This window comes from Mesorhizobium sp. B264B1B (assembly GCF_020165765.1).
In the GTDB taxonomy this organism is placed as follows: Bacteria; Pseudomonadota; Alphaproteobacteria; order Rhizobiales; family Rhizobiaceae; genus Mesorhizobium.
The window spans coordinates 24,403-39,408 of the sequence record NZ_JAIUIS010000006.1 but is presented as its reverse complement, the minus strand read 5'-3'; the positions used below and the strand labels follow the sequence as shown (position 1 = coordinate 39,408).

11 protein-coding genes are annotated in these 15,006 nt (G+C 65.3%); 5 read left to right on the top strand and 6 right to left on the bottom strand.

What is annotated here, in order from left to right; genetic code table 11:
* Positions 1–23: 23 nt before the first annotated feature.
* From nhaA to LB547_RS13955, 5 genes are all read right to left on the bottom strand, one after another.
* Positions 24–1,220, bottom strand: coding sequence for a Na+/H+ antiporter NhaA (nhaA, locus tag LB547_RS13975; protein WP_140685077.1), 1,197 nt, complete (start codon positions 1,218–1,220; stop codon positions 24–26).
* A gap of 300 nt (positions 1,221–1,520) precedes the next feature.
* Positions 1,521–2,084, bottom strand: a complete 564-nt coding sequence (locus LB547_RS13970; RefSeq protein WP_140497143.1) for an ActR/PrrA/RegA family redox response regulator transcription factor — start codon at positions 2,082–2,084, stop codon at positions 1,521–1,523.
* Between the two features lie 63 nt (positions 2,085–2,147).
* Positions 2,148–3,479, bottom strand: a complete 1,332-nt coding sequence (locus LB547_RS13965) for an ActS/PrrB/RegB family redox-sensitive histidine kinase (protein ID WP_140559744.1) — start codon at positions 3,477–3,479, stop codon at positions 2,148–2,150.
* 72 nt (positions 3,480–3,551) lie between these two features.
* Positions 3,552–6,143: an ATP-dependent helicase HrpB gene (gene hrpB / locus LB547_RS13960; protein ID WP_140759344.1), complete on the bottom strand. Its 2,592-nt coding sequence runs from the start codon at positions 6,141–6,143 to the stop codon at positions 3,552–3,554.
* A gap of 47 nt (positions 6,144–6,190) precedes the next feature.
* The gene (locus tag LB547_RS13955; RefSeq protein WP_140497147.1) at positions 6,191–7,081 is read right to left on the bottom strand and encodes a DMT family transporter; all 891 of its coding nucleotides are present in this window, start codon (positions 7,079–7,081) and stop codon (positions 6,191–6,193) included.
* A 27-nt stretch (positions 7,082–7,108) separates the two neighbouring features.
* Between LB547_RS13955 and LB547_RS13950 the strand changes: the two genes are divergently transcribed.
* The 5 genes from LB547_RS13950 to LB547_RS13930 all read left to right on the top strand — a co-directional run bounded on the left by LB547_RS13950 (position 7,109) and on the right by LB547_RS13930 (position 12,334).
* Positions 7,109–7,798 (top strand): PIG-L deacetylase family protein, encoded by a 690-nt coding sequence (locus LB547_RS13950; protein WP_140580546.1) that lies wholly within the window; start codon positions 7,109–7,111, stop codon positions 7,796–7,798.
* 243 nt (positions 7,799–8,041) lie between these two features.
* The gene (locus LB547_RS13945) at positions 8,042–9,949 is read left to right on the top strand and encodes a propionyl-CoA synthetase (protein ID WP_140759342.1); all 1,908 of its coding nucleotides are present in this window, start codon (positions 8,042–8,044) and stop codon (positions 9,947–9,949) included.
* Positions 9,950–10,086: 137 nt separating this feature from the next.
* Complete coding sequence (locus tag LB547_RS13940) at positions 10,087–11,166, top strand: acyltransferase family protein (RefSeq protein WP_140759340.1); 1,080 nt, start codon at positions 10,087–10,089, stop codon at positions 11,164–11,166.
* Positions 11,167–11,301: 135 nt separating this feature from the next.
* Entirely contained in the window at positions 11,302–11,622 is a 321-nt protein-coding gene (locus LB547_RS13935) for a putative quinol monooxygenase (RefSeq protein ID WP_140759338.1), read from the top strand.
* Positions 11,623–11,968: 346 nt separating this feature from the next.
* A complete protein-coding gene (locus LB547_RS13930; RefSeq protein ID WP_181167419.1) occupies positions 11,969–12,334 on the top strand; it encodes a hypothetical protein in 366 nt (121 codons plus the stop codon).
* Positions 12,335–12,426: 92 nt separating this feature from the next.
* Here LB547_RS13930 and LB547_RS13925 read toward each other — a convergent pair whose 3' ends face one another.
* On the bottom strand, positions 12,427–14,808 hold the full coding sequence (locus LB547_RS13925; protein WP_140759336.1) for a polysaccharide biosynthesis tyrosine autokinase: 2,382 nt from the start codon (positions 14,806–14,808) through the stop codon (positions 12,427–12,429).
* Positions 14,809–15,006 lie beyond the last annotated feature (198 nt).

Below are 15,006 nucleotides of genomic sequence, written 5' to 3'. Positions count from 1 at the left end.
GCAGAACCTGCGCTTGTGGACCTCTACTCCTCGCCTTCATCCGCCCCGCTCGCCGCCGGCGCCATCAGCAGGACGGCCGCGCCGAGCAGCGCTGCGACCAGGGAGCCGGAGAGAATGCCGACCTTGACCGCGTCCTGCAGCGCCGTGTCGCTGGCGAAGGCGAGCAGGCCGATGAACAGGCTCATGGTGAAGCCGATGCCGCACAGCAGCGAGATGCCGATCATGTGCAGCCAGCCGGCATGGGCCGGCAGGTCGGCGAGACCGAAGCGGATGGCAAGCGCGGAGGAGCCGAACACGCCGACCAGCTTGCCGACGACGAGGCCGGCGGCAACGCCGAGTGTCAGCGGCTCGAACAGCGCGCCGACGCTGAGGCCCGCCAGCGAAACGCCGGCATTGGCAAAGCCGAAGATGGGGATGACGACGAAGGGCACTATTGCGTGCAGGCCGTGCTCGAGCCGGTGCAGCGGCGAATGGTCGAGATCGTGTTCGATGCCGGCGGTGCGTTCGAGCGGAATGGTCAGCGCCAGCGCCACGCCGGCAAGCGTGGCATGCACGCCCGACTTCAGCACCAGCACCCACAGGATCGCACCGAGCACGAGGTAGGGCACGAGGCTCATCACCCGCATGCGGTTGAGCACGACAAGCGCGGCGATGACCGCGAAGGCGGCGCCCAGATAGGCAAGCGACAGGCCGCTCGTGTAGAAGATCGCGATGATGATCACCGCACCGAGATCGTCGATGATGGCAAGGGCGGTGAGGAAGATCTTCAGCGAGGCCGGCACCCTATTGCCGAGCAGCGACAGCACGCCGAGCGCGAAGGCGATGTCGGTGGCGGTCGGGATCGCCCAGCCGGACAGCGCGGCCGTATTGTCACGGTTGATGGCGACATAGGCCAGCGCCGGCACCACCATGCCGCCGGCCGCCGCGATGCCGGGCAGCACCCTGCGCGGCCAGGTCGAGAGCTGGCCGTCCAGCATCTCGCGCTTGATCTCCAGGCCGACGAGCAGGAAGAATACCGCCATCAGCCCATCATTGACCCAGTGCGACACGCTGAGCGGGCCGAGATAGGCGTGGAGGACGGCAAAATAGGTTCCGGAAAGCGGTGAGTTGGCGACGATCAAGGCCAATGCCGCCGCCACCATCAGCATGATGCCGCCGGCCGCCTCGCTGTCGAGAAATTCGCGCAGGACGGAAACCGGCCGCTGTTTCAAGTCCCGCATTTCACCCTCCGTTATGCCGCCCTGTCCGGCAGGCTTTATTGTCGAGGCCGGCGCCGCCCCTCATTGCCCTGCCGGGCATTTCTCCCCGTATAGTGACGGGGAGAAAGAGGCTGGCCGCAGCGTCGGCGCCTTTTTGCAACGCTGGTGGTTAGCGAAATCGGCGATGACAGCGCCCCTCTCCCCGTCACTATACGGGGAGAGGATGCCGGCAGGCAGGTGAGGGGCGGCGCCGAGTTCGACAATTGGATGCTTCCCCGTAAGCAGAAACCGGTCCGAAGGAATTGCTCAGCGCGCACACTCCTAGCGCGGCGCGCGCTTGGCCAGGATGCGCTGCAGGGTGCGGCGATGCATGTTGAGGCGGCGCGCGGTCTCGGAGACGTTGCGCTCGCACATTTCGTAGACACGCTGGATGTGCTCCCAGCGCACGCGGTCGGCCGACATCGGATTTTCCGGGGGCGCGGCGCGCTCGCCGGCCGTGCGGGTTAGCGCGGCAAAGACGTCGTCGGCGTCGGCCGGCTTCGACAGATAGTCGACGGCGCCGAGCTTCACCGCCGTCACCGCGGTGGCGATGTTGCCGTAGCCGGTCAGGATGATCGCGCGGGAATCCTCGCGCTTCTCACGGATGGCGGCCACGACGTCGAGGCCGTTGCCGTCGCCAAGCCGCATATCGACCACCGCGTAGGCGGGCGGATTGGCGCGTGCCTTGCCGACCGCCTCCTCGACGCTCTCGGCCGTTTCGACCACGAACCCCCTGGTTTCCATGGCGCGGGCCAGACGGGTCAGGAAGGGTTTGTCGTCGTCGACGATCAGAAGCGAGGTGTCCTCGCCCTCAACCATTGCGCCACTGTTTTCATCGCCTGTCATCGTCTTGAAATTCCTGCTGCCTTAATTTTACGCAGATATAGTTTTGCGTCGCGATTGTCCAATTTACGCGGTGTCAAACATCGTCGCGGGCGCCGATTCCGGGTTCAGGAAAACATTTCTAGGCCATGAAATCCGCACCATGGCGCCCTCGCCCAGTCCGCTCGAATTGCGAAAGTCGAGCGTGGCGCCCGATCGCTCGAGCAATGTCTTGGCGATGAACAGGCCCAGCCCCAGCCCGCCGCCGGCCTCCGTGCCCTGGCGTGTCGACATATAGGGCTCGCCGATGCGGTCGATGATCTCGGGCGGAAAGCCGGGACCGTCATCGATGATCGAGAAGGAGACGGTGGCCTCGTCCCAGCTCCAGCGCACGGTGACGCTCTCGCGGGCGAAATCGACGGCGTTCTCCACCAAATTGCCAAGGCCGTAGATGACGCCGGGATTGCGGCGCCCGACCGGCTCGGGGCCGCTGCGCTCGCCGGGCCTGAGCTTGATCGAAATGCCGAAGTCGCGGTGCGGCGCGGTGACCTCCTCGACCAGCGAGGTCAGCGGCAGGCGGGACAAATGCGCCTCTCCCTCGGACGACAGGCTGGTCAGGCGCTTGAGGATCTCGCGGCACCGCTCGCTCTGGGAGCGCAGCAGCGTCACATCCTCCCCGTATTTCGCGTCCTTGCCGAGCGCCTTTTCCATCTCCTTGGCGACAAGCGTGATGGTGGCGAGCGGTGTGCCCAGCTCATGCGCGGCGGCGGCGGCCAGCCCGTCGAGTGCCGACAGATGCTGCTCGCGCTGGAGCACCAGTTCGGTGGCGGCGAGCGCATTGGCCAGGAGGCGGGCTTCCGCGGCCACGCGGAAGGCGTAAATGGCGGTGAAGGCGATCGAAGACAGCACCGCCATCCACATGCCGGCAACATAGATGAAGGGCATCGCCAGCGGCGCGCCTTCATGCCAGGGCAATGGCAAGTGGAAAAAGACCAGCAAGGTCGCCGTCGTCATCACCAGCCCCCCAAGCACCGCGGTCAGGCGCAAGGGCAGCGACGTCGCCGAAATGACCACGGGCACCGTCATCAGCAGCGAGAACGGATTGGTAAGGCCGCCGGTCATGTAGAGCAGGCCGGCAAGCTGGAGGCTATCAAAGATCAGGATGCCGAAGGCCGCGAACGGCGTGAGCCGGTGCGCGGCCGGGAACCGAAAGGCAAGGAGCAGGTTCATCCAGGCCGAACAGGCGATCAGGGCAAAGCACAGGCTGACCGGCAGTGGGAATTTCAGGCCGTAGGCGACGAAAAGCACCGTCACGCTCTGGCCGACAATGGCAAGCCAGCGCAGCCGGATCAGCGTGTTGAGGCGCAGTCGCTGGCTCTGCTGGAAGTCGGGAGAACGCAATACGTTGATCATGGCCATGAAATACAGCCGCGAAGCGGCGAGCGCTAGGTGGATGACGAAGCGATGGCGTTTTCGCCAATCGCCAAGCAACTACGTCCCGCGCGGCTTGGCGCGGCTGGTGGCGGCGGCGAGCAGCGGATTTTCCGGCCACACGTGCTTGGGGTAGCGGCCGCGCATGTCGGCGCGCACATCGGCCCAGGAGCCGCGCCAGAAGCCGGGCAGGTCGCGCGTCGTCTGGATCGGCCGGTGCGCGGGCGACAGCAGTTCGAGCGTCAGCGGCACGGTGCCGCCTGCGATTGCAGGGTGCCGGTCGAGGCCGAACAGTTCCTGGACACGAACCGCCAAAACGGGCCATTCGCCGTCATAGCGGATCGGCACGCGACTGCCGGACGGCACGTCGAAATGGGTCGGCGCAAGCGCGTCGATCCGGCGCTGCAAATCGTGCGGCACAAGCGCCGTCAGCCCGGCCGGGACGACACCCGGATCGATGGCCGAGAAGGATGCGGCACCCGACAGGAACGGCAGCAGCCAGTCGTCGAGGCGATCGATAAGTGCCGTGTCGGACATATCGGGCCACGGCGCCCCAAGGCCGCGATGCAGCCAGGACAGGCGCTGGCGCAGCATCTCGGCCTCCTTGCTCCAGCTCAGCAGCGAAAGTCCATGTTCGCGCAAGGCGTCAAGCATGGCGCGGTCGGCCTCATTGCCGGTTGGCGGAGGCAGCATGCGCTCGGCCAGCGTGATGGCGCCGAGGCGTACGGTTTCGCGCACGCGCACGGCCCGGCGCTCGCGATCGAAGCTCGTTTGCCTGCGGGTTTCGATCCTGTCCGCCAGTGCTGAACGAATATCGTCCTCGCTGATCGCCGCCGCCGCCGTGATGCGCGCATTCTGCGCCTTGCCCTGCAGGTCGGCGACAACCAGAAACGCCTCGCCGGCAAGCGGATCGGCAGCATCGAGCATGGCACCGGAGCCGTTGGCCAGCACGAAACGCCCGCGCTCGCCGCGCGCCTTGGCGACGCGGTCGGGCCAGGCATGGATGAGGAGAGGACCAGCGCTGCCACCCTCCCCCTTGTGGGGAGGGTCGGCGCGTAGCGCCGGGGTGGGGGTGCGGCGCCAAAGCCCCCCGCCCCGCTCCGCTTCGCGGATCGACGTTCCGGGGCGAGCCACGGGTCTCGCCCGTCCTTCGGACCCCCATAAGGGGGAGGGTGAAGAGGCCTGCCTCGCCAGGCGTTCGGCGAGTTGCCGCGCGGCGGTGGCGCGCGGCGATCTTTCCTGGCGAAAGCGCATCAGCCGGCGTTCGAGATCGGCGCCGTCACCGCCCAACCCGCGCTCGGTCAGCAGCACCGCGAGCATGGCCGCCTCGCCGGCATGGCCGCCGCGGGCCGCCTCGGCGACCATATGCGCCAGCCGCACCGGCAGAGCGAGCTTGCGCATCGCGGCGCCCGCTTCCGTCAGCCGCCCCGCCTCGTCGACGGCGTCGAGCGCGCGCAGCAGCGCCCTTGCCTCGGTGAGCGCCGGGGCCGGCGGCGGATCGAGGAAGGCCAGGCTCGTCGGATCGGCGACGCCGAAGGCGGCGCAGTCGAGCAGCAGGCCGGAAAGGTCGGCCTCGAGGATTTCCGGCGGGGTGAAGGCTGGAAGCGACGCCGTCTGTTCGGCGCGCCACAGTCGGATGGCGACGCCGGATTGCGTGCGTCCGGCGCGGCCGGCGCGCTGGTCGGCGGAAGCCTTGCTGGCGCGCACCGTCTCCAGCCGCGTCAGGCCGCTGGCCGGCTCGTAGCGCGGCAGCCGCGACAGGCCGGAATCGATGACGACCCGCACGCCGTCGATGGTGATGGAGGTCTCGGCGATCGACGTGGCCAGCACGACCTTGCGGCGGCCCGCCGGCGCCGGCCTGATCGCCGCGTCCTGCGCCTTGCCATCGAGCATGCCGTAGAGCGGCACGATATCGGTGTCGGCGCCGACCTTGCCGGCAAGCCGCTCGGCGGTGCGCTCGATCTCGCGCTGGCCGGGCAGGAAGGCAAGCACGCTGCCGCTTTCGTCGGCAAGAACGTCGCGGATCGCCTTGGCCATGGCATCTTCGATTGCGATGCCGGCCGGCCGTTCGTCGTAGCGGATGTCGACGGGAAAGGCACGGCCTTCGCTTTCGATCACCGGCGCGCCCGACAACAGCTTCGCGACACGGGCGCCGTCCAGCGTCGCCGACATCACCAAGACGCGCAGGTCCGGCCGCAGCGCGCTTTGCACGTCGAGCGCCAAAGCGAGGCCGAAATCGCCGTCGAGCGAGCGCTCGTGGAATTCGTCGAAGATCACGGCCGAGATTCCGGGCAGTTCGGGATCGTCAAGGATCATCCGCGCCAGCACACCTTCGGTGACGACCAGTATTTTTGTCCGGGCCGAAGTGCGGTTCTCCATGCGCATGGCATAGCCGACGGTGGCGCCGGGCTCCTCATCAAGCAATTCGGCCATGCGGCGGGCGGCGGCGCGGGCGGCGAGCCGGCGCGGCTCCAGCAGCACGATCTTGCCCGTGCCCAGCCATGGCGCATCGAGCAGCGCCAGCGGCACCAGCGTCGTCTTGCCGGCGCCGGGCGGCGCCACAAGCACGGCGCCGTTGCCGGAGCCGAGCGCATGGCCCAGCGCCGGTAGCACGGCGGATACCGGAAGCTCCGGCAAGGCTTTTGTCGTCATCGCGCCCGCATATCAGCGCTCGTGGTCGCCATGCAACCGCATCCAGATCAAAGCCGGGTGCGCGAAAACGGGTTCCAGCGCACCGTGCCCAACCGTACTTCCTCGCGCACCATGGTGAGCAGGCCGGACCCGCCGACGACCGCGAGGCCGACCAGCGACAACCAGTCAGGATATTCCCGGAAGAACAGCGCACCGAGGATGACCGCCCAGACCATCTGCGAGTAATGCGTCGGCGCGATCCGGTTGGCGGGCGCGTATTTGACGGCCAGCAGCTGCAGCAATTGTCCGCATGCGGTGAAGGCGCCGGCCATTATCAGCCATGCAAGCTGCCTTGCGTCGGGAAGCGTGAACGAGGTAGCGGCGATGCCGATGCCGTTGAACAACAGGCCGTAGCCGATCAGCACGCCGAGCATGGTCGTGCGCTTTTCCTGCTTTGCCAGCGAGCGCATCAGGATGACGCTGGCGGCTGCCAGAAAGGCCACGCCAAAGGCGGCGAGGTGTCCAAGATTGAGTTCGCGAAACCCCGGTCGCACGACCAACATGACGCCGGCAAAGCCGGCGACCACCGCCAGCCAGCGCCACGGCCCGACCTTTTCCTTGAGGACGACCGTGGAGAGGATGGTGACGCAGAGCGGCGCCAGGAAGACGAGCGCGTAGACTTCGGCCAGTGGAATGGTGGTGAAGGCATAGACGCTGAGCACGCCCGAGGCGATGCCGGCCCAGGCGCGCGCCTGCACCGCCCAAGGCCGTTTGGTGCGCCAGAAATCACGCCAACGCTCGTCCGCCGGCCTGGTGAAGAAGAGAAAGCAGCCGGCAAACAATATCGAGAAGAAACCGATCTCGAACACCGTGAACTGCCCACCCAGGCTTTTGACAACGGCATCGCTGCCCGAATAGCTTGCATAGGCGATCAGGGCGAGCAGGATTCCGTTCGTCACGTTTTTCCATTTCCGGGGAGAGAAGCGTTGAAAATACTGGCGCTCGGCGCGCATCCTGACGACATCGAGATATTCATGTTCGGTACGATGGCGGCCTATGCGGCGCAAGGCGCAGAACTGACTTTTGCCATAGCCACGGATGGTGCCAGGGGCGGCAAGAGCGATCCCACGGTTCTCGCCCGTGTCCGTCGCGAGGAGGCAACGGCCGCGGCCGCGCTGCTCGGGGCGGCGCCGCGCTTCCTCGACTTTCCCGACGGCAGGCTGGTGGCGGATAACGCGCTGATCGGCGCGCTGAAGACGCTGATTGGCGAAACCGGACCGGATCTGGTGATTACCCATGCGTCCAACGACTATCACGCCGACCACCGCGCGCTGTCGGACGCCGTGCGCATCGCGGCGTCGTTCGCCGTACCGGTGCTTCATGCCGACACGATGGGCGGCACCGGATTCTCCCCGACCCACTATGTCGAGATATCAGCCCAGGCCGAGATCAAGGCCAAGGCGATCCGCCTGCACCAGTCGCAGGATCCGGAGCGCTTCGTCGACATCGCCCGGACGCAGAATTTTTTTCGCGCCGGCCAGTGCAACGGCGCGCCGGGATCGCAGGCCGAAGCCTTCCGCTTCGAGCCGATGTTTCCCTTCGCCGACATTCGCGACCTGCTGCCGCCGGCGCCGCCGATCCGGCCGGTGATGGTGAGCACAAAAAGGATCGACTGACCCGGAAGACGGCTGCTCGATCGCGGTGACCATGCCCGACGACGAGACCACCGGCCGACGCGCCGGTGCACACGGCCACATGGGAACGCCCGGGCCGGACCGTTGCTTTTCTTCCCGGAGGGCCACGATGTCGCACCTTTGCGGCCAGGACCGGGCCGGATCAGACGAATTGAGGGAAGACATCGCCGGAAAAAACAGCATAGGCTGTTGCCAGGACGGCAAATCTTCCCGGGGAGGAAATGGATGGCTTCACGCTATCACGAGGTCTATGACGGCTGGAAACGCGACCCGGAAAAGTTCTGGGCGGATGCGGCGAACGCCATCGATTGGTACACGCCTTACGACAAGGTGTTCGATGCGGAAGCCGGCGTTTATGGCCGCTGGTTTACCGGCGCCACCTGCAACACCTGCTACAATGCCCTCGACCGGCATGTCGCCGGCGGGCGTGCCGACCAGATCGCGCTGATCCATGACAGCGCCATCACCGGCACCGTGAAAACATTCACCTATGCCGAGCTCAAACGCGAAGTGGTGGCGCTGACCTCGGTGCTGAAGAACCGCGGCGTCGGCAAGGGCGACCGCGTCATCATCTACATGCCGATGGTGGCGGAAGCGGCCATCGCCATGCTTGCCTGCGCCCGCATCGGCGCCGTGCATTCGGTCGTCTTCGGCGGTTTTGCCTCGCATGAGCTCGCCACCCGCATCGACGACGCCAGGCCGAAGGTGATCATTTCGGCCTCCTGCGGCCTGGAGCCCGGCCGCGTCGTCGCCTACAAGCCGCTGCTCGACAAGGCGATCGAGATATCCCGCCACAAGCCAGACGCCTGCCTGATCCTGCAGCGCGACCAATTGCGCTGCGAGCTCAGGGACAATTACGACATCGACTATGCGGACGCGGTCGCGCGCGAGCGGGCGGCCGGCGCCAATGTCGACTGCGTTCCGGTGCTTGCCACCGACCCGCTCTACATCATCTACACGTCAGGCACGACCGGCCAGCCCAAGGGCATCGTTCGCGACAATGGCGGCCACATGGTGGCGCTCGAATGGACGATGGAAAACGAGTTCGGCGTCAAGCCCGGCGAAGTGTTCTGGGCGGCGTCCGACGTCGGCTGGGTGGTCGGCCATTCCTACATCGTCTACGGGCCGCTGCTGCATGGCTGCACCAGCATCCTGTTCGAAGGCAAGCCGGTCGGCACGCCCGATGCCGGCACCTACTGGCGGGTGATCGCGCAGCATGGCGTGGTCGCCCTGTTCACCGCGCCGACGGCGTTCCGCGCCATCAAGGGGCAGGATCCCAGGGGCGAATTCGTCGCCAGATACGACCTGTCGAAATTCCGAACGCTGTTCCTCGCCGGCGAGCGCGCCGATCCCGAAACCATCAAATGGGCGGAGCAGAAACTGAACGTGCCGGTCATCGACCATTGGTGGCAGACCGAGACCGGCTCGCCAATGACCATCAACCCCGCGGGCCTTGGCCTGCTGCCGGTAAAATACGGCTCACCCGGCGTGCCGATGCCCGGCTACGACATCCGCGTGCTCGACGATGCCGGCCACGAGGTGCCGCGCGGCACGCTCGGCAATGTCGCGGTCAAGCTGCCGCTGCCGGCGGGCTGCCTGCCGACGCTGTGGAACGCCGACGCCCGTTTCCGCCAGGCCTATCTCGACGAGTTCCCCGGCTTCTACAAGACCGCCGATGCCGGCATGGTCGACGAGGACGGCTACCTCTACGTGATGGCCCGCACCGACGATATCATCAATGTCGCCGGCCACCGGCTGTCGACCGGCGCCATGGAAGAGGTGCTGGCAACGCATCCCGATGTCGCGGAATGCGCCGTCGTCGGCATCGCGGATGCGATGAAGGGCCAGGTTCCGCTCGGCTTCGTCGTGCTCAACGCTGGTGTCTCGCGCGAGATCGGCCTTATCGAGAGCGAAGTGGTGGGGCTGGTGCGCGAGCGCATCGGCCCGGTCGCCGCCTTCAGGACGGTGGTGACGATCAAGCGGCTGCCGAAGACGCGGTCGGGAAAGATCCTGCGCGGCACCATGCAGAAGATCGCCGACAAGGAAGACTGGACCATGCCGGCAACGATCGACGACCCGGCCATCCTCGAAGAGATCACGGCTGTGCTGAAGGAGCGCGGCATCGGGGTCTAGATGATCGGGCGCAGCAGACCCGATCCTTCCGTTTGTTGAGCGGTCGGCGCCAACTGTCACATCTGGCCAATCTTTTGTTGTGCAATGCAACAACAGACTCTAGGGTTTGGCTTGGGGGGCCATTCCAAAGGCACGGCATGGCTCAGCACAAGGCGACATTCGGCGGCGTCGACATATTGCGTTTCCTGGCCGCCGTCATGGTGATGTTCTATCACTATGGCTTCTGGGTATGGGCATTCCCTGACGGGGTTTCGGCGCGCGCGACCGGCGGCATCCCGCCCCATCCCGAAATGGCCTTCGTCGGCTCCGGCTGGGTCGGCGTGCAGATATTCTTCGTCATCAGCGGTTTCGTCATCGCCTTCAGCGCCGAGAATTCGACGCCGCTGCGGTTTTTCGAGGCAAGGGTGAAAAGGCTGGCGCCGGCGGTCTGGATCTGCGCGCCGGTGACCGCGGCGGTGCTGCTGCTCACCGGTCTGAGCTGGCCAACCGATGCCGTGATCAGGCTCGTTCGCACCGGCCTTTTCGCGCCCTACGGCCCCTGGGTGGACAGCGTCTACTGGACGCTCGGCATCGAGATCGCCTTCTACGCTGTCGTCTGGATCCTGTTGCGGCTTGGCCGCTTCCACCTGATGGAGACGGTGGCAGTCGTGATCGGCCTCGTCAGCACGCTGTTCTGGTGCCTCTATTATCCGCTCGGCTGGTCCGACCTCGCCGAGACACGCTGGCTGCAGCTCGTCCTGGTGCACCATGGCTCTTTTTTCGCCGTCGGCGTGCTCATCTGGCTGATGCGGTTCAAGGCGGTGACGGCCTCGCGCCTAGCCTTCTGCCTGCTGTTCCTGGGCGGGGGCGTGCTGCAAATCGCCAGCTCGGTCGACGTCCACAGCATCAAGGTCGGTGCCGCGATGCCCTATGCGCCGCCGATCCTTGTCTTCCTGGTCGCCATCGCCCTGATGGCGTGGTCGCTGCGGCTCGACCTCAGCTGGAGCGGCTGGCGCCGGATCGGCTTGATGACCTACCCGCTCTATCTGATCCACGACGTCATCGGCGCGGCGGTGCTCGGCGCGATGGTCCGCGCCGGGCTGCCTTATCTGTTGTCCATGGCAACGGTCGGAGCGACCATGATCGCGGCAAGCTGGCTGGTGGCGACCGAAGCCGAACCGCGCATCCGGCTGCTGCTCGACCACACGGTGTTCCGCTACCGGCTCAGGGCCGCGTAGTCGCGATCTTGTTGACCAATGAGGATTGACCAACGGGCACCTCGGTGCCTTCCTCGCAGGAGCGCACTGTCCAGCCGCAGGGTTCCGAGGCCTGGATAGGGAGTCGCGGCCCTGTACAAAGCTAGGGACCAATCGATGCGGATCGTCAGGATAGCCGAACTGGAAGTCGATCCTGACCAGATCGACAGCTACAAGGCCCTGATTGCCGAAGAGATCGAGGCCTCCGTGCGAATCGAGCCGGGCGTGCTTTTCCTTCATGCCGTGTCGGAAAAAGGTGCGCCTGAAAAGGTGCGCGTGATCGAATGCTACGCCGATCAGACGGCGTACGAAGCCCATCTGACCACACCGCATTTTCTCAAGTACAAGACGCAAACGGCGAACATGGTGCGGTCGCTTCGGCTTATCGAAACCGACCCGATCGCGCTGTCTGCGAAACCCGGTCAGAACTCAAACTGACCAGGGCTTGGACCGGCACCGCCGTCCATCCAGAGCGGACGATCGACCTGCCGTCGAAATCGCTGGCAAGCGAAATAGACTGATCTGCTCTGGGGCCGACCTGCTTCCAATCCATGTCGCCAACCTCAAAGCGCGTCGATTCTGCGCAATACAATATTGCTCCGGATGTCATTTCATAGACATCGCCAATCAGCCAAAGAAACCGGGCGTCACGGGCTAGCATGGGTCTTTGGATCGGGCGCGGCTGCTTGAATCCGCCAAGCAGTACGGAAGCTACCTCGTTATAAATTCGACCCTTGAAGATGCCCGTACTTGTTTCGCCGGCTTGTTCGCTTTACGAACGGCAATGACCCTCATCTCTCGCATTGCCGCCCTTGCTTTGCTCGCCGTCATTGTCTTCGCGACGCTGTCGCCAATCCAGATGCGGCCCCACCTGGGTGACCCAGATTTCGAACGCGCCCTCGCCTACGTTCTGTTCGGCGTGGCAATGGGGCTCGGCTTTCCAAACCGCTTGGCTGGAACTGTCACTATAGTTGTCGTCGTAGCCACTGTGCTGGAGCTGATGCAGCTCCTCGAACCCGGTCGGCATGCGCGCCTTTCGGACGGCTCACTGAAGGCTTTGGCAGGCATCCTCGGAATAGTTGTCGTCCATCTCAGTCTTTTGGTGGCGAGCCGCTATTGGCCGCGTAAGCTGACATTGCCTGCCGGATGATGCCCGGGTTTAGACTCCCATTGTAGCCCGCCGCGGCCACATAGGCGATGACCTGCCTCGTCACTCAGGCACGGAAATCGCCACGGTTGAACTCAGACCGTTGTCTTGCTGCGCACTTCGGTCTTGTCGAGATAATAGCTCGAGTACTGGCCGAAGAATTTTTCGGACGCTCCGAACGAGCCGTATTTGGCGAGCTTCTTGAGATCGACCTTGTTCAGCACCGCGCCGACGATCTTGTTGGCGACATAGGGTTCGGATTCGAGCATCGATCTCACCATCGCGCGCGGCGTGCGGCCCCATTCGGTGACCAGCACGAAGCCGTCGACAAGCGGCGCGAAGGCCTTGGCGTCGACCACCGGCCCCAGCGGCGGCAGATCGACGACGATGTATTCGAAGGTCTCCTTGGCGTTGTCGATGAAGCGCCGCATGCCGGCCGAGGAGAGAAGCTCGCTGGTATGCGAGAAATTGCCGCGCAGCACGGCCGGAATGATCGCCAGCTTGGTCTGCCGGTCGATCTTGCCGACCGACTGCCAGGTCTGGCCGCTCACCACCGCTTCCATCAGTCCCTGCTCGGCCTCCATGCCGAGGCTGCGGCTCAAGCCCGGATTGCGCAGGTCGCCGTCGATCAGCAGCGTCCTGGCGCCGTTGGCGGCGAGCAGTCCGGCCAGATTGGCCGCGACCGTCGACTTGCCTTCGCCGGGAAGGACCGAGATGACGCCGATGACGCGGCTGCCCTGCCCTTCCATGACGACGTCGAAGGCGATCTTTGCGCTGCGCAGCGTCTCGGAGAACATCGACGCCGGAGCATCGACGCTGACGCGCATGCGCGCGCGCTTTTCGGCGGCGGCCGGCGATTTGGCGGTTTTGAGATCCGGGTCGGCCGGCTTTTCCTCCCTGGCGGTCTTGCCGCCGATGACAGGCAGATAACCGAGGAATTTGAGGCCGACGCGGTCGCGGACATCCTCGCCGGTCCTGAAGAAACGCTCGTTGAATTCGTTCAGGCCGCCGAGCCCGGCACCCATCAACGTGCCCAGCACAAGCGAGAGCGCCAGCACAACCACCGTGCGCGGGCTGGAGGCGCTGAGCGGCGTCGATGCATCCGAGATGATGCGGATCTTGCCGACCGGGAAGGATTGCTGCTGGGCGGCTTCCTCGTAGCGGCCGAGGAATGTCTGGTAGAGCGTGGAGAGCGCCGTCGCCTTCTGGTCGAGTTCACGCAGCTTGACCTGCGACTGGTTGTCGATGGCGCTCTTGCCTTGCGCCGCGGCGACATTGGCCCTGAGCGCGGTCTCGCGCGCCAGCGCCACTTCATATTCATTGCGATAGCTTTCGGTCAGCTGCTTCAGCTCGCCGAATATCTGCGCCAATATGTCGGCCTTCTCCTTGGCGAGCGCCACCGCCTGCGGATGCTGCGGCCCAAAATTGGCCTCGACATCCTGCTGCCGCTTGGCGACGGCGAGATAGCGCGTCTTGAGCGCCGCGATGACCGAGCTGCTCGGCTGGTCGCTCGATATGGCGGCATCCTTGAAGGCGTTCTCCGAACCGCTTTCGACGATGGACTTGTATTGCTGGTAGCGGGCGCTGGCCCGGGCCGTATCGGCCTGCGCCACGATAAGCTGGGCGTTGAGGTCGGCTAGCTGCTTGGCGCTCATCAGCTGGCCGTCGCTGTTGGCGGACAGGCCGTGCTCGGCCCTGAATTTCTCGACCGCGAGCGATGCCGCCTGCGAGCTTTCGCGCAGTTCCGTCAGCCGGCCCTGCAGCCAGACCGCTGCGCGCTCGGTGGCATCGAAGGAGGCGTCGAGCTGGTCGGCGAGATAAGCATCGGCATAGGCCTTGGTGATCGCGGTCGCCAGTGCCGGGTCCGTCGCCTGGTAGCCGAGCGCGATGACATAGCTTCGCCCGACGCGCTCCGCCTGCACCTCGTTCTGCAATTTGAGGATCGCGTAGTCGCGACGTGAGGTCGCGATCAGCGCATCGCGGGTGGCGGGGTCGAGCTTGGTGACGTCGCCGACGCCCGGCATGGGAGGACTGGGGCGAACATACTGGATCAGGCCACGGATCAGGCCGATGCCCTGGGCGAGCGCCGACTGGGGCGGGTTCATGAACGCGTCGTTGCGGTCGAGCTTCAGCTTGTCGACGACCACGGCGGCAAGCCGCGTCGAGGTCAGGATTTCGATCTGGCTCAGGATGGCCGAATCGGTCTGCATGGTCGTCGACGCCGCCGAAATGTCGTCGACGATCTTGTTCAGCCCCTCATCGATCAGCACGCTCGAGACCGATTGGTATTTGGGCGGCGTGGTCTGCAGATAGAGCAGGCCCAGGACAAGACCAATGACCGCGCCCAGGACAACCACCTTGGCCTGCCGCGCTGCCATGCCAAGCAGCCGCTCGACATCGATGAAGTCTTCGCCGTCTCCTGCTTCCGAATTCGGCAATGGCATCCTCTTGTCGAGAGGAAAGTTGGCATAGTTCATCTTCGGTCCAATTCCAGAGCCCGTCCATCCCAATCAGCGGGATGGGCTCTATCTCACTGTTTTACCATGATCTTTTCCGAAAACCGCCTTGCGCTTTCCGGGATCATGCCTTGGCTCCCAGGCACGTCGAAGATCGGGAGCATTGCCAAAAAGCAACGCAAGTTCCATGCCGGACGCCACAGGGCCTTCCGCGCATCG

Excerpts from the sequence above, each read along its gene's own strand:
- LB547_RS13945 (WP_140759342.1), top strand. The coding sequence starts at position 8,042 with ATGGCTTCACGCTATCACGAGGTCTATGACGGCTGGAAACGCGACCCG.
- nhaA (WP_140685077.1), bottom strand. The coding sequence starts at position 1,220 with ATGCGGGACTTGAAACAGCGGCCGGTTTCCGTCCTGCGCGAATTTCTC.
- LB547_RS13925 (WP_140759336.1), bottom strand. The coding sequence starts at position 14,808 with ATGAACTATGCCAACTTTCCTCTCGACAAGAGGATGCCATTGCCGAAT.
- LB547_RS13940 (WP_140759340.1), top strand. The coding sequence starts at position 10,087 with ATGGCTCAGCACAAGGCGACATTCGGCGGCGTCGACATATTGCGTTTC.
- LB547_RS13935 (WP_140759338.1), top strand. The coding sequence starts at position 11,302 with ATGCGGATCGTCAGGATAGCCGAACTGGAAGTCGATCCTGACCAGATC.
- LB547_RS13965 (WP_140559744.1), bottom strand. The coding sequence starts at position 3,479 with ATGGCCATGATCAACGTATTGCGTTCTCCCGACTTCCAGCAGAGCCAG.
- hrpB (WP_140759344.1), bottom strand. The coding sequence starts at position 6,143 with ATGACGACAAAAGCCTTGCCGGAGCTTCCGGTATCCGCCGTGCTACCG.
- LB547_RS13970 (WP_140497143.1), bottom strand. The coding sequence starts at position 2,084 with ATGACAGGCGATGAAAACAGTGGCGCAATGGTTGAGGGCGAGGACACC.
- LB547_RS13930 (WP_181167419.1), top strand. The coding sequence starts at position 11,969 with ATGACCCTCATCTCTCGCATTGCCGCCCTTGCTTTGCTCGCCGTCATT.